The 13,615-nt window shown below is 70.2% G+C and carries 13 protein-coding genes and 1 other RNA gene; 5 read left to right on the forward strand and 9 right to left on the reverse strand.

All coding sequences use genetic code 11. The features are described from left to right. Positions 1–69: 69 nt before the first annotated feature. Complete coding sequence (gene glnA / locus AB0N80_RS14430; protein WP_094734498.1) at positions 70–1,494, forward strand: type I glutamate--ammonia ligase; 1,425 nt, start codon at positions 70–72, stop codon at positions 1,492–1,494. A gap of 98 nt (positions 1,495–1,592) precedes the next feature. On the opposite strand, the gene AB0N80_RS14435 is transcribed toward glnA (AB0N80_RS14430), so the two are convergent. Both AB0N80_RS14435 and AB0N80_RS14440 read right to left on the reverse strand, forming a co-directional pair. After that, entirely contained in the window at positions 1,593–1,907 is a 315-nt protein-coding gene (locus tag AB0N80_RS14435; RefSeq protein WP_363579089.1) for a DUF2277 domain-containing protein, read from the reverse strand. Positions 1,908–1,945: 38 nt separating this feature from the next. After that, the gene (locus AB0N80_RS14440) at positions 1,946–2,269 is read right to left on the reverse strand and encodes a hypothetical protein (RefSeq protein ID WP_363579090.1); all 324 of its coding nucleotides are present in this window, start codon (positions 2,267–2,269) and stop codon (positions 1,946–1,948) included. Positions 2,270–2,492: 223 nt separating this feature from the next. Between AB0N80_RS14440 and AB0N80_RS14445 the strand changes: the two genes are divergently transcribed. Further along, positions 2,493–4,187, forward strand: a complete 1,695-nt coding sequence (locus tag AB0N80_RS14445; protein WP_363579091.1) for a long-chain-fatty-acid--CoA ligase — start codon at positions 2,493–2,495, stop codon at positions 4,185–4,187. A 148-nt stretch (positions 4,188–4,335) separates the two neighbouring features. Here the strand turns inward: AB0N80_RS14445 and AB0N80_RS14450 are convergent, their stop codons facing one another. From AB0N80_RS14450 to AB0N80_RS14460, 3 genes are read right to left on the reverse strand one after another with little or no spacing between them, the layout of a single operon-like run. Continuing rightward, positions 4,336–7,326 (reverse strand): bifunctional [glutamine synthetase] adenylyltransferase/[glutamine synthetase]-adenylyl-L-tyrosine phosphorylase, encoded by a 2,991-nt coding sequence (locus tag AB0N80_RS14450; RefSeq protein WP_363579092.1) that lies wholly within the window; start codon positions 7,324–7,326, stop codon positions 4,336–4,338. Positions 7,327–7,336: 10 nt separating this feature from the next. Beyond that, positions 7,337–8,677: a type I glutamate--ammonia ligase gene (gene glnA / locus AB0N80_RS14455; protein WP_076675636.1), complete on the reverse strand. Its 1,341-nt coding sequence runs from the start codon at positions 8,675–8,677 to the stop codon at positions 7,337–7,339. Positions 8,678–8,722: 45 nt separating this feature from the next. Next, on the reverse strand, positions 8,723–8,905 hold the full coding sequence (locus tag AB0N80_RS14460; RefSeq protein ID WP_315995684.1) for an SPOR domain-containing protein: 183 nt from the start codon (positions 8,903–8,905) through the stop codon (positions 8,723–8,725). A 97-nt stretch (positions 8,906–9,002) separates the two neighbouring features. On the opposite strand from AB0N80_RS14460, the gene ppgK reads away from it, so the two are divergent. From ppgK to AB0N80_RS14475, 3 genes are all read left to right on the forward strand, one after another. Continuing rightward, positions 9,003–9,788 carry a polyphosphate--glucose phosphotransferase gene (gene ppgK / locus AB0N80_RS14465; protein WP_315995683.1) on the forward strand — a complete coding sequence of 262 codons (786 nt, stop codon included), beginning with the start codon at positions 9,003–9,005 and terminating at the stop codon, positions 9,786–9,788. 103 nt (positions 9,789–9,891) lie between these two features. After that, on the forward strand, positions 9,892–10,200 hold the full coding sequence (locus AB0N80_RS14470) for a hypothetical protein (RefSeq protein WP_363579093.1): 309 nt from the start codon (positions 9,892–9,894) through the stop codon (positions 10,198–10,200). Between the two features lie 158 nt (positions 10,201–10,358). Further along, positions 10,359–10,700 carry a hypothetical protein gene (locus tag AB0N80_RS14475; protein WP_363579094.1) on the forward strand — a complete coding sequence of 114 codons (342 nt, stop codon included), beginning with the start codon at positions 10,359–10,361 and terminating at the stop codon, positions 10,698–10,700. Positions 10,701–10,706: 6 nt separating this feature from the next. On the opposite strand, the gene AB0N80_RS14480 is transcribed toward AB0N80_RS14475, so the two are convergent. The 4 genes from AB0N80_RS14480 to AB0N80_RS14495 all read right to left on the reverse strand — a co-directional run bounded on the left by AB0N80_RS14480 (position 10,707) and on the right by AB0N80_RS14495 (position 13,603). Beyond that, complete coding sequence (locus AB0N80_RS14480) at positions 10,707–10,994, reverse strand: hypothetical protein (RefSeq protein ID WP_315995680.1); 288 nt, start codon at positions 10,992–10,994, stop codon at positions 10,707–10,709. A gap of 78 nt (positions 10,995–11,072) precedes the next feature. Continuing rightward, on the reverse strand, positions 11,073–11,387 hold the full coding sequence (locus AB0N80_RS14485; RefSeq protein ID WP_315995679.1) for a hypothetical protein: 315 nt from the start codon (positions 11,385–11,387) through the stop codon (positions 11,073–11,075). Positions 11,388–11,506: 119 nt separating this feature from the next. Then, positions 11,507–11,877: RNase P RNA component class A (rnpB, locus tag AB0N80_RS14490), an RNA gene on the reverse strand. 28 nt (positions 11,878–11,905) lie between these two features. After that, positions 11,906–13,603 carry a bifunctional 3'-5' exonuclease/DNA polymerase gene (locus AB0N80_RS14495; RefSeq protein WP_363579095.1) on the reverse strand — a complete coding sequence of 566 codons (1,698 nt, stop codon included), beginning with the start codon at positions 13,601–13,603 and terminating at the stop codon, positions 11,906–11,908. Between the last annotated feature and the right edge of the window lie 12 nt (positions 13,604–13,615).

Below are 13,615 nucleotides of genomic sequence, written 5' to 3' on the forward strand. Positions count from 1 at the left end.
GTTCTGGGTAGGGTCGAGGAGGCTGGCCGAGGCCGGCATGATCCCGAATGTTCTACCTCTGGAGTCTTCATGTTCAAAGATTCGTCCGAGGTGCTGAAGTTCATCCAGGACGAGGACGTCAAGTTCCTCGACATCCGTTTCACGGACCTTCCTGGTGTGCAGCAGCACTTCAACATCCCCGCCTCGACCGTCGACGAGGAGTTCTTCACCGTCGGACAGCTGTTCGATGGCTCGTCGATCCGCGGGTTCGCGAACATCCACGAGTCGGACATGCAGCTGATCCCCGACGTGACGACCGCGTACGTCGACCAGTTCCGCGAGGCGAAGACCCTCGTCATGGTCTTCGACATCTACAACCCGCGCAACGGTGAGATCTACGGCAAGGACCCGCGCCAGGTTGCCAAGAAGGCCGAGAAGTACCTCGCCTCCACCGGCATCGCCGACACCGCGTTCTTCGCCCCCGAGGCCGAGTTCTACATCTTCGACGACGTGCGTTACGAAGTGAAGCAGAACTCGAGCTTCTACTCGGTCGACTCCGAGGAAGGCGCCTGGAACACCGGCCGCGAGGAAGAGGGCGGGAACCTCGCCAACAAGACCCCCTACAAGGGCGGCTACTTCCCCGTCTCCCCCGTCGACAAGACGGCGGACCTCCGCGACGACATCACCCTCAAGCTGATCGAGGCGGGCTTCGCGCTCGAGCGCTCGCACCACGAGGTCGGCACCGGTGGTCAGCAGGAGATCAACTACCGCTTCGACACGATGCTGCACGCGGCCGACGACATCCTGAAGTTCAAGTACATCGTCAAGAACACCTGCGAGCAGTGGGGCAAGGTCGCGACCTTCATGCCCAAGCCGCTCTTCGGTGACAACGGCTCGGGTATGCACACCCACCAGTCGCTGTGGAACGACGGCAAGCCGCTCTTCTACGACGAGACCGGCTACGGCGGACTCTCCGACATCGCCCGCTGGTACATCGGCGGTCTGCTGGCGCACGCGCCCGCCGTGCTCGCCTTCACCAACCCGACCCTCAACAGCTACCACCGCCTGGTGAAGGGCTTCGAGGCGCCGGTCAACCTGGTGTACTCGGCCGGCAACCGCTCCGCCGCTATCCGCATCCCGATCACGGGCACGAACCCCAAGGCCAAGCGCATCGAGTTCCGTGCGCCCGACGCCTCGGGCAACCCGTACCTCGCGTTCGCGGCTCAGCTGATGGCCGGCATCGACGGCATCAAGAACCGCATCGAGCCGCACGAGCCCGTCGACAAGGACCTCTACGAGCTCCCCGCCGAAGAGGCCAAGAACATCCCGCAGGTTCCCAACTCGCTGCTCGACTCGCTCGAGGCCCTGCGCGCCGACCACGAGTTCCTGCTCGCCGGTGGCGTGTTCACGCAGGAGCTCATCGACACCTGGATCGAGTACAAGATCGAGAACGAGATCCAGCCGATCGCCCAGCGTCCGCACCCCTTCGAGTACGAGCTGTACTTCGGGGTCTGATCGCCCGATCCTCACGACGACGCCCGTCCCCGCCGTTTCGCGGGGGCGGGCGTCGTCATTCCTCCCCGGGGACGAGATGGATGCGGTGGCCCGGCACGTCAGCCGGTGGTTCGCGCCGCGCGTTTCTGCTCCTGGAACACCCGGATCGCCTCGTATCGCTCGGCGGAGCGGGCCTGCCGCTTGGCAGCCTCTACCTCGCGCACCTTCGGTGGTGCGCTCGTGACGAGGTCGTCGAGGAGATGCCGGACGGATGCCGTGATCTCGGCGACCGCGCGATCGAAGACGTCCTGATTGGCCCGCGACGGCGTCGTCGTGCCCACGATCTTGCGGACGAACTGCAGCGCGGCGTCGTGGCACTCGGCATCCGTCGCCGGGGGCGTGAAGTTGTGCAGGGGAACGATGTTGCGGCACATGCCCGACAGGCTAGGCCCCTCGCGCGCGACGCGCGAGGTCACCGCGTGCGGCGAGCGGGGATGTCGGGCCACCGGCGAACGAGACGCCCCGCCAGGCCGACGCCGTAGACGACGAACAGCACGGCCACGGGGCCGCCGATGCCGACCACGAGCATCGCGGGCATGCGGCGTCGGCCGGATCCCACGGCGTCGGTCCACTGCAGGTCACCGGCGGCGATCTGGGCGAGAGTGGAGAGGGCGAACGCGGCGATGATCGCACCCATCACGAGAGCCGTGGCGACCAGGAGCAGCGCCCGCCCGCGCCCGAGGCGCAGCAGGCTCGCGTCGAGCCCGTCGGTCCAGCGCTTCCGAAACGGTGTCACGACGACTCCCTCGCGGCCCGTCGCATCCGCTCGTCGGGGACGTACAGGGTCCGGTCGGGGCGGGTGAGGCACGGAGGCGGCGGCACCGCTCCATCGAAGCACGCCTTCGGCGGTCTCCGGCACAGGCCCGTCCCCGAGGCGTCGGCTTGCCGGCATCCGCTTCCCGGCATCCGCACAGGTGCCCTTCCGCCGCGATGTCACGGGGGCACGCCAGGATGGAGGGATGCCGGACTCCCCTTACGCCTCGCGTCCGTGGTCGACCTCGTATGCCGAGGCCGTTCCCTTGGAGATAGACGAGCCCTCGCAGACGCTTCCCGAGATGCTGTCCGCCTCGGTGGCCCGCTACGGGAAGAAGACGGCGCTCGAGTTCTTCGGCGCATCGACCTCCTACGCGGAGCTCGGCCAGCAGGTCGCCCGTGCGGCTGAGGGACTGCGCCGGCTCGGCGTGCGAGCGGGCGACCGAGTGGCCCTCGTGCTGCCGAACTCGCCGCAGCACGTCGTCGCCTTCTACGCCGCGCTGCGGCTCGGGGCCATCGTCATCGAGCACAACCCGCTCTACACGCCCCGCGAGCTGCGGCACCAATTCGAAGACCACGGCGCGCGCTTCGCAATCGTGTGGGACAAGCTGGCCGACACCGTCGCGGAGTTCCCCTCCGACCTGGCGCTCGAGCACGTGGTGAGCGTCGACATCACCGAGGCGCTCCCCCTCGGCAAGAGGCTCGCGCTGCGTCTGCCGGTGGCGAAGGCGCGGGCGGCCCGCGCCCAGCTCACATCCGCGCCCACGTCGAAGCGGCCGGTCGCGTGGAAGAAGCTCCTGACCCACGGCTCGCTCTCGCGCCGGCACGGCGGTCCCGCGCTCGACGACATCGCGCTCCTGCAGTACACCAGCGGCACCACCGGGAGTCCGAAGGGTGCGGTGCTCACGCACGCGAACCTGCGCGCCAACGCGATGCAAGGCCGCGCCTGGGTGCCCGGGCTGCACGACGGCGAGGAGACCTTCTACGGGGTCCTCCCGCTCTTCCACGCCTACGGCCTGACCCTGTGCCTGACGTTCGCGATGAGCATCGGCGCGAAGCTCGTGCTGTTCCCGAAGTACGACCTCGACCTCGTCGCGTCCGCCGCGAAGAAGAGCCCTCCGACCTTCCTCCCGGCCGTGCCGCCCATCTACGACCAGCTCGCCCGCGCGGCGGCACGCGGCACGATCGATCTGAAGAGCGTGCGCTTCGCGATCTCGGGCGCCATGAGTCTGCCCGTGGCCACGGTCGACCGCTGGGAGGCTGCCACCGGCGGGCTGCTCGTCGAGGGCTACGGGATGACCGAGTCGTCGCCGGTCGCGCTCGGCAACCCGATCGGCCCCTCCCGACGCCCCGGCACGGTGGGCGTGCCGTTCCCGAGCACGGAGATCCGGGTGGTCGATCCCGACGACCCGACCGTCGATCTTCCCCTCGGCGAACCCGGCGAGCTCCTCCTCCGCGGTCCGCAGGTGTTCCAGGGCTATTGGAACCGGCCGTCCGACACCGCGGCCACCCTCCTCGACGGCGGGTGGCTGCGAACCGGAGACATCGCGTCGGTATCCCCCGACGGGTTCGTCACCATCGTCGACCGCTTGAAGGAGATCATCATCACCGGTGGCTTCAACGTCTCGCCGAGCGAGGTCGAAGACGTTCTCACCTCCCACCCCGACATCGCCGGGGCGGCTGTGGTCGCGCTGCCGAAGTCGAGCGGGGGCGAAGACGTTGCCGCGGCGATCGTGCTGCGCGAGGGCGTCCAGGTCGAACCCGACGCGATCCGCGACTTCTGCAAGCAGAGGCTCGCGGCGTACAAGGTGCCGCGGCGCGTCGTCGTCGTCGACGACCTCCCGCGTTCGCTCATCGGCAAGGTCCAGCGGCGCGAGGTGCGCGAGCGTCTCATGTCCTGAGCACGACGGCAGCAACGGATGCCGACCGCCCGGCCGGAACGGCATCCATCGCTGCTGCGCCGGGGGCGGGGCGCTCGATGCCTCGAGCGTTCGGGTGAAGGGACGCCCCGGTCGGGCCGGCCGCCCCGCCGCTGCCGCCGACGGGTGATCAGCCGTAGAAGAGCTTGTCGAAGACCCGCCGGGCCCGTCGCGTCGCGCCGAGGTAATCCTCCTCGACCTGCGTCGCGGAGCGGGGCGCGTACTCGAGGATGCGTCCGATGCCGTCGAGGCGGCCACGGTCCACCGGGAGGATGTCACTGGTCTGACCCGACAGCAGGGTGTTGGCGGATCGCAGGCGGGATGCCAGGTGCCAGGCGGCGGCGAGCTTGTCGCTCGCGTCGCGCTCGACCAGTCCGGCGACGGTCGCCGCCTCGAGGGCTCCGAGCGTCGAGGTCGTGCGCATGTCGGGCACGGCACGCGCATGCTGCAGCTGCAACAACTGCACGAGCCACTCGACGTCGCTCAGCGAGCCCGGACCGAGCTTCAGGTGCCGCGCGGGGTCGGCGCCCTGCGGGAGGCGTTCGTTCTCGACGCGCGCCTTGATGCGGCGGATCTCGCGCAGACCGTTCTGATCGGCTGAGACCGGGTACCGCACCTCGTCGGCGAGCTCCATGAACGCCGCGATCAGCTTGACGCTGCCGGCGACGCCGCGCGCCCGCAGCAGCGCTTGCGCCTCCCACGACAGCGACCACCGACGGTAATACTCCGTGTAGGCCTCGATCGAGCGGGCCAGCGGGCCGCTGCGTCCCTCCGGGCGCAGCTCCGCGTCGAGGTCGAGCGGGAGACGGTGGTCCTCCGACTGCTCGCGCAGCCCCGCGACGATCTTCAGCGCCAGCTGACTCGCTCGTTGCGGATCGACGCCGTTCGCGCGGTAGACGTACATCACGTCGGCATCCGACCCGAAACCGAGCTCGCGTCCGCCGAAGCGCCCCATGGCGATGACGGCGAAGTCGAGGTCGTCGTCCTCGGGCGGCACCACGACGCGACGCACCGCACGCAGGGTCGCCTGGATCGTCACCTCGGTGATCGTGGTGAGGGCGTCGGAGAGCTCCTCGAGCGAAACGGTGCCCAGGACCGCGGCCATCGCCACACGCAGCATCTCCCGACGGCGCAGCGCGCGCACCGAGCGCATCGCATCGTCGATGTTCTGCCAGCGGGTCTGGATGGCGCGCGCCTCGTCTTCGAGGGCTTTGCCCGAGCGCGGGCGCAGGAGAGCGTCGTCGTCGAGCCACGCCACCGACTCCGGGATCCACTCCATCAATTCGCCGATGTATCGCGAACCCGAGAGCACGCGTGTGAGGCTCTCGGCGGCGCCGGCGGAATCGCGGAGCATCCGCAGGAACCACGGCGTGTTGCCCAGCCGCTCGCTGATGCGACGGAAGACCAGCAGGCCGTAGTCGGGGTCGACGCCGTCGGCGAACCACCGGATCATGATCGGCATGAGGTGCCGCTGGATGGTCGCCTTCCGGCTCAGGCCGCTCGTGAGCGCGGCGATGTGCCGGAGTGCTCCGGCGGGGTCGCGAAATCCGATGGCCGCCAAGCGATCGCGCGCCTGTTCGGTCGACAGCGTGCGCTCGCCCTCGGGCAGCGCCGCGACGGCGGAGAGCAGCGGGCGGTAGAACAGGCGCACGTGGATGTCGCGCACCTCGCGCTTGATGCCCTCCCACACCGCCTGCACCCCGGATGCCGACTCGGCCAGCCGCGACGCGCGCGCGAGCACCCGCAGATCGTCGTCCTTCTCGGGCAGCAGCGCCGTGCGACGGAGCCCGCGCAACTGCAGACGGTGCTCGAGCAGACGAAGGAGCCGGTAGTCGCGACCAAAGGCCTCGGCTTCGCTCCGGCCGATGTAGCCCTCGGCCACCAGGGCGTCGAGCGCCTCGAGCGTCCCGCGCTGCCGGATGCGTTCGTCGGTGAGGCCGTGCACGAGCTGCAGCAGCTGCACGGTGAACTCCACATCGCGGATGCCGCCGGGGCCGAGCTTCAGCTGCCGGTTCACCTCCGCGGCGGGGATGTGGTCGGTCACGCGCTCGCGCATGCGCTGCACGCCCTCGACGAAGTTCTCGCGCGCCGCACTGTGCCACACCAGAGGCTGCACCGCGGCGACGTACTCCGCGCCGAGCGAGGCGTCACCCGCGATCGCGCGCGCCTTGAGCAGCGCCTGGAACTCCCAGCTCTTCGCCCAGCGCGCGTAGTACTGCTGGTGCGAGGCGAGACTGCGCACCAGCGCGCCCTGCTTGCCTTCCGGGCGCAGGTTGGGGTCGACCTCCCAGAGCGGCGGTTCGATCTCGGGCCCGGCGATGCCTCGCATCGTCTGCACCGCGAGTCGTGTGCCGATGTCGATCGCACGCGCCTCGCTCACGATCTCCTCGTCCGCCGAGCCGCCCACGAAGATGACGTCGACGTCGCTGACGTAGTTGAGCTCGCGCGCGCCGGTCTTGCCCATGGCGATGATGGCGAACCGGGTCGCCTCGACCTGCGCGCGGGGGAAAGCGCCGGGTCCGGCTCCCGAGACCCGCGAGCGTGCGACGCTCAGCGAGGCTTCGAGCGCTGCACCCGCGAGGTCGGCGAGTGACGACGAGACGACGTCGATCGCCCCCGCCGGGTCGTCCTGACCCAGGTCGTAGGCGGCGATGCGGGCGAGCAGCCGCCGATACCTGACGCGCAGGGCGACCCAGGCGGCATCCGTCGCGTCCGCCGCGAAACCCTCGTCGTCCCCCACGGATGTCAGCAGTTCACTGCGCATCGTGGGCTCGTCGGGCAGGGTGAGGCCGGCGCCCGAGAGGTGCACGAGCTCATCGGGATGCCGAAGGTAGAACTCGGCGAAGCCGTCGGACGCCCCGACGATGTCCCACAGGGCACGCCAGGCGCCGGCGTCGGCGGCCGCGGCGCGAACCGCGGCGACGTCGCGCCGCGCCACCTGGAGGATCGCCCGCAGCGCGCGGTCGGGGTCGGCCACGCGCTGCGCGAGCCGCATGGCATCCGCCCGGTCAACGCCCACCGACTCCTCGAGCTCGCCGAGCAGGGTGTCTGCTTCGGTGAGCTGCGAGAAGCCGGTGCGGGCGAGGGCGGTGAGCGCGGTGGTGCGATCGCCCGAGGTCATCGGCGGTCCGTCAGAGCGCTTCGAGGTTGCTCGCGAGCTCGAACGGCGTCACCTGCGCGCGGTACTGGTTCCACTCGCGACGCTTGTTGAGCAGGACGTACTTGAAAACGGTCTCGCCCAGCGTCTCGGCGACGAGCTCGGACTCCTCGAGGTATTCGAGGGCGTGGTCGAGACTCGACGGGAGCGGTGCGTAGCCGAGGGCACGGCGCTCGGTGTCGCTGAGCGACCACACGTTGTCCTCGGCTTCGGCGGGGAGTTCGTACTCTTCCTCGATGCCCTTGAGGCCGGCCGCGAGCATGAGCGCGTACGACAGGTAGGGGTTCGCCGCGGAGTCGAGGGCGCGGTACTCGACGCGCGTCGACTGGCCCTTGTTCGGCTTGTACAGCGGCACGCGCACGAGCGCCGAGCGGTTGTTGTGGCCCCAGCAGATGAAGCTGGGGGCCTCGTCGCCGCCCCACAGGCGCTTGTACGAGTTGACGAACTGGTTGGTGACCGCCGAGATCTCGTTCGCGTGGCGCAGCAGACCCGCGATGAAGTGACGGCCGACCTTGGACAGCTGGTACTGCGCGCCCTCTTCGTAGAACGCATTCATGTCGCCCTCGAAGAGCGACAGGTGCGTGTGCATGCCGCTGCCGGGCTGCCCGCTGATGGGCTTCGGCATGAAGGTGGCGTAGACGCCCTGTTCGATCGCGACCTCCTTCACCACCGTGCGGAACGTCATGATGTTGTCGGCGGTGGTCAGCGCGTCGGCGTACCGCAGGTCGATCTCGTTCTGACCCGGGCCGCCCTCGTGGTGGCTGAACTCGACCGAGATGCCGAGGTCTTCGAGCATGCGCACCGAGCGTCGACGGAAGTCGTGGGCCGTGCCGCCCGGGACGTTGTCGAAGTAGCCGGCCGAGTCGACCGGCTGGGGGCGTCCGTCGGCGCCGAGCTGCGACGACTTCAGCAGGTAGAACTCGATCTCGGGGTGCGTGTAGAACGTGAAGCCCGCGTCGGCCGCCTTGGCGAGGGTGCGCTTGAGCACGTGACGGGGGTCGGCGACCGCCGGCTGACCGTCGGGCGTGGTGATGTCGCAGAACATGCGCGCCGTCGGGTCGATCTCACCGCGCCACGGCAGGATCTGGAACGTCGTGGGGTCGGGGTGGGCGAGCAGGTCGGACTCGTAGGAGCGGGTGAGGCCCTCGATCGCCGATCCGTCGAAGCCCAGGCCCTCGGTGAAGGCGCCCTCGACCTCGGCGGGCGCGATCGCCACCGACTTGAGCGTGCCGACCACGTCGGTGAACCACAGGCGCACGAACTTGACGCCGCGCTCCTCGATCGTGCGCAGGACGAAATCACGCTGCTTGTCCATCGTCATCCTTCGTTTCGGGGGCGGTCGGTCCGTCGGATCCGAGCCTCAGTCGTTCTCGGCCTCTTCGTCGGCCCACTGCTTGGCGCGCTGCTTCAGCAGCTGCGGCGCGTTAGCCGCTTCTTCGGCGGTGTCGAAGGGACCGGCGCGGTCGATCGCGGGCGACTCGTACCCCTTCTCGACCTGGCCGGTCTCGAGGTTGTACCAGTACTTCTCGTTGTCGTCGCTCACGATGGCTCCTCACGTGGGTCTCGCGGATCGGCGCGGTCCCGCCGGTGCTCTCCCGATCCTACTGATGCCGACCCCGCGGCTGGATAGGCTGAGGGGCATGGCAACGAATGCGTCTCGTGCGGTCGGAGTGGACATCGGCGGAACCGGCATCAAGGCGGGGATCGTCGACCTGGATGCCGGCGAGCTCGTCAGCGACCGGGTGAAGGTCGCCACCCCCGAAGGCGCGGAGCCCGCCGACGTGCTGGCGGCGGTGAGACAGGTCCTCGAAACGCTCGAAGCTCCTGCCGACCTGCCCCTCGGCGTGGCGTTCCCGGCGATCGTGAAAGGCGGGCGCACGCTGTCGGCGGCGAACGTGTCGAAGTCGTGGATCGGATTCGAGGCCGAGAAGTTCTTCGAGCACGGGCTCTCGCGCGACATCCACTTCGCCAACGACGCCGACGTGGCGGGTATCGCCGAGGTGCGGTACGGCGCAGCGAAGGGTGTCGACGGTCTCGTCATCCTCACCACGCTCGGCACCGGCATCGGGTCGGCCATGATCTACGACGGCGTCCTCGTCCCCAACAGCGAGCTCGGTCACCTCCAGCGCGCCGGGCACAAGAAGGATGCCGAGCACTTCGCCGCCTACTCCGCGATGGAGCGCGAGGAACTGTCGTGGGACAAGTGGGCCAAGCGCCTGCAGTGGTACTACGACTACGTCGAGTTCCTCTTCAGCCCCGACCTCATCGTCGTCGGCGGCGGCGTGTCGAAGCACTCCGAGAACTTCCTGCCGCTGCTGAAGCTGCGGGCGCCGATCGTCCCGGCGAAGCACCGCAACAACGCCGGCATCATCGGTGCCGCCTCCCTCGCCGTGCCGGTTCCCGAGGCGCTGCCCGCCGTCAAGTGAGGCGCCGGGCGGGTGGCATCCTGTCGCTCGTCGGACTCGGGGTCGCGACTCTGACGGCTGCGCGTCCACCGCTAACGCCGCTCCGTCGGAGACGGGGTCGATCGTGACCGAGCACGGGTGGTGGAGCGACGCAGCCCCTCTCGTCGAGGAGCCGGAGCGGCCGAGCCCTGAGGTCGACGAGGCGCCGGGCGACTTCGTGGACGCCGTCCGCGCGGCGTTGTCGGATTCGAGTCGGTTGCGCGCGTCCTCCGATGACGCGCTCGCGGAGGCCGGGGACGATTTCTGCTTCCTCGCGGCGGAGGTCGATGACAGGCCGCCGCTTCCGGAGGTCGTCGGCGGCATGCGCGTCGAAGCCGATGACGCTGTCGTGATCGCGAGCGCAGCGCGGAGCGTCCTCTGCCCCTCCGACTGAGAGGGCACTCAGCCGGCTCACAGGTTCGGTAGGGTTGCACGCGTGAAGCGTTCCCTCGTCCCGGCCGGCATGGCGCTGAATCTCGCCGGGTCGGCCCTGCCCCGCGGCGGCGACGATGCCCTCACCATCATCGAGGCCGCGTCCGTGTCGCTGTGCGGGTGAGTCGGCGGCGGCTTCTGGTCGCCCTGGTCGTCGTCGCGGCCGTCGTCTCCGCCGGCGTCGAGTACACGGAAACGGTGGCCGCCCCTCGGTATTACCTGGCCACGCGCGCGGCCGATCCCGATGGTTTCCTCGACGCGGTGCGCGCGGCCGCCCCGCACGGAGGAGTGGTGGCGATGTCGAGAGATGAGGACGTCCTCGCCGGGGCCTGGCAGTACTGCGTGGATCACACGGACCTGAACCCGGGCGAGCCGATCGTCATCACCGTCGGAGGTCGGCTGCTGACGGACGGCGAAGAGATCGGTGCCGTCGTGCGGGCCGCCCGCACATCGCTCTGTTGAGCCCGCTCACGGAGCCGCGTCGCGGACGCTGACGGCATTGCGCCACACCACGGGCGCCCAGTGGCCGCCCTCGCAGGGCACCTCGAGCATGACGACGCGGTCGTTGCCCCCGGTCGCCCAGGCCGCCTCGCGCGTCGAAGCCCGGTTGGGCCAGGTGACCCACGCCCACACCGGGCGCTTCTGCGCGTACCACTCGATGGGACGGACGCCCCAGGTCTCGGGCTGCAGCGTGCAGGGGGCGATGGATGCCAGCACCCGCGCGACCATCTCGTCGCTGACTCTCGTCGACCCCATGCACCGGACCCCTTCCCCGGCCGTGATCGAGTCTAGAACATATGTCCGACACTCGACCGGGTGAGGATGCGCGGTGCCTCACCCGAGGAGCAGATGCACGCGGTTCCGGAGAACGTCCACCGCCTCCTCCCGCGTGCGCCCGGTGCTCGGACCCTGCAGCAGCTCGGCCGCGATCTCGACGAGGATCGCGGTGCCGAGGAAGAGGTCGGCAGCGCCGATCGTCCGCGTGTCGCCGTCGGCGGTCGCCGTTGTCTGCAGCGCTGCAGTCGGTGTTCCGAAGCGCGCGCGGACGAGCGCGCGTTCCTCCGGCGATGCGTCCCAGAACGGTCGGCCGGTCGCATCCGCACGGTCGATGAGATTGATCAGGAAGTCGCGGGCATCACGCTGGGTCACGACTCCTCTTCGGACTGTGGAGGCGAACAGATCCCCCGTGCGACTACTGGTTTCGTCCGTCGCGGGTGGTGGCATCCGGAGTCCGAGAGCGCGGCTTCGACTCGATCGGGACCGGGATGCGAATGGGCCGGCCTGTACGCCGGGTTCTGTCCGGGGGTCCCGGGGGACCCCGTGGACGGTCATCTCTCTCGGCGACACGTTGCCGTGCCGCTCCAGCGGCCTACCCGGGGACTCGGCGAGCCGCGTCGTCATCCCCTGTCTGGCCTTGCTCCGGACGAGGTTTACCTCGCGGGTCGTGTCACCACGACCCCGGTGGTCTCTTACACCACCCTTTCACCCTTACCCCGGTCCTGACGGACCGCGGCGGTCTGCTCTCTGTGGCACTGTCTCGCGGATTGCTCCGGGTGGGCGTTACCCACCGTCCTGCCCTGTGGAGCCCGGACGTTCCTCGGCACGAGCGAACCCGTGACGCGACCGTCCAGCCGACCCATTCGCAGGGTCGAGTCTACGCGGGCCGCTCAGCCCTTCTCGGCCGTCTCGCCGATCCGCAGGTCGAGGGGGAAGTCGATGGGGAACGTCCCGAACAGCAGACGGCCCGCGGATGCCGCGGACTCCCGCACCGCATCCGCGACGGCGTCGGCGTGTTCGAGCGGGGTGTGCACGACGATCTCGTCGTGCAGGAAGAACGCCAGGTGGGGCACCCGCGCGAACACCGGACCCGAGGCGGGCGCCGCGTGGGCGGCATCCACCGCGGGGAGGACGGCGAGACGCGCGCGCAGGTCGGCGAGCCACGCGAGGGCCCACTCGGCGGCCGTGCCCTGCACGATGAAGTTGCGGGTGAAGCGGCCCCGGTCGCGAGCGGATCGACGCGCGCGGCTCTCGTCGACTCCGGATGCCGCGGCGTCGCTCGCGCGCGACTGCAGGTGCTGCCACGCCTCTCCCGCGGCGGGTGAGGTGCGCCCGAGCCACGTGCGGACCACTCCCCCGTTCTCACCCGTGCGCGCGGCGTCGTCGACGAGCTGCATCGCCCGCGGGAAGGTGCGACGCAGACGCGGGAGCAGACGCCCGCTCTCCCCGGTGGTGGCGCCGTACATCGCGCCCAGCATGGCGAGCTTCGCCTCGGCGCGGCTGGCGACGGCCCCGCGTTCGACGATGCCGGCGTAGAGGTCGCGACCGGATGCCGCCTCCGCCAGCGCCGTGTCACGCGCCATCGCCGCGAGCACCCGCGGTTCGAGCTGGGCCACGTCGGCGGTCACGAGGGTCCAGCCCGGATCGGCGCGGACGGCGGTGCGGAGCGAGCGCGGGATCTGCAGCGCTCCGCCGCCCGACGACGCCCATCGGCCCGTGACGACTCCGGCGGGAACGTACACGGGGCGGAAGCGGTCGTCGTGCACCCACTCCTGCATCCAGGCCCACCCGTTGGCCGTGTACAGGCGCATGAGCTTCTTGTAGGCGATCAGAGGGGCGACGACGGGGTGGTCGTGCTCGGCGAGCTCCCACCGGCTCGTGGAGGTCACCTGGAGCCCCGCCCGGTGCAGGGAGCGCAGCAGGCGAGGCTGCGAGTCCAGGGAGGCCGTCGGATCCTCGAGAGCGGCCCGGACGATCGCCGCGGTGCGCTCGATGCGCTCCGGCAGACCTCCGCCGCGACGCGAGCCGAGCTCGCGTTCGAGCATCTCCTCGTGCGCGCGCCGGCTCCACGGCACACCGGCCGCGTGGAGTTCGACGGCGATCAATCCGCCGGCCGATTCGGCGGCGCACAGCAGGCGCAGGGCGCCGGGGGCCGCCGCCGAGTCGATGGCGGCGAGCTGCCGTCGAAACTCGGCGACAGCGTCGTCGAGCGAGTCGGGCAGGACGGTCGAGGGATCGCCGAGGTCGAAGAGCGTGTCGCCCGCCGCGGGCGCGGCGCTGCCGGCATCCCACTCCCGATGGGAACGGAGTCCGTGATCGTCGACCACGCCTTCGGCGTCGCGCAGGATGCCGTGCACCAGTCGCAGATCCCAGGCGCGGGCCAGACGCACCCCCGCCGACAGCAGAGCGGGGTACGTGCTCGCCGTATCGGCCCACACCCACCGGACGTCTCCGCGCTCTTCACGATTGGAAACGGCTTCGGCGAGCCGGTCGGCGGGGACGTCGGTGGGGGCTGCGTCGACGTCGAGCGACTGGAGGGCGAAGCGGCCGGGGCCGGTGCGCCCGACGACGACCGTGTCAGACGGCACGGGCGCCGGGAG

It is taken from the genome of Microbacterium sp. NPDC089188, from assembly GCF_040685155.1.
GTDB classification, from domain to species: domain Bacteria; phylum Actinomycetota; class Actinomycetes; order Actinomycetales; family Microbacteriaceae; genus Microbacterium; species Microbacterium galbum.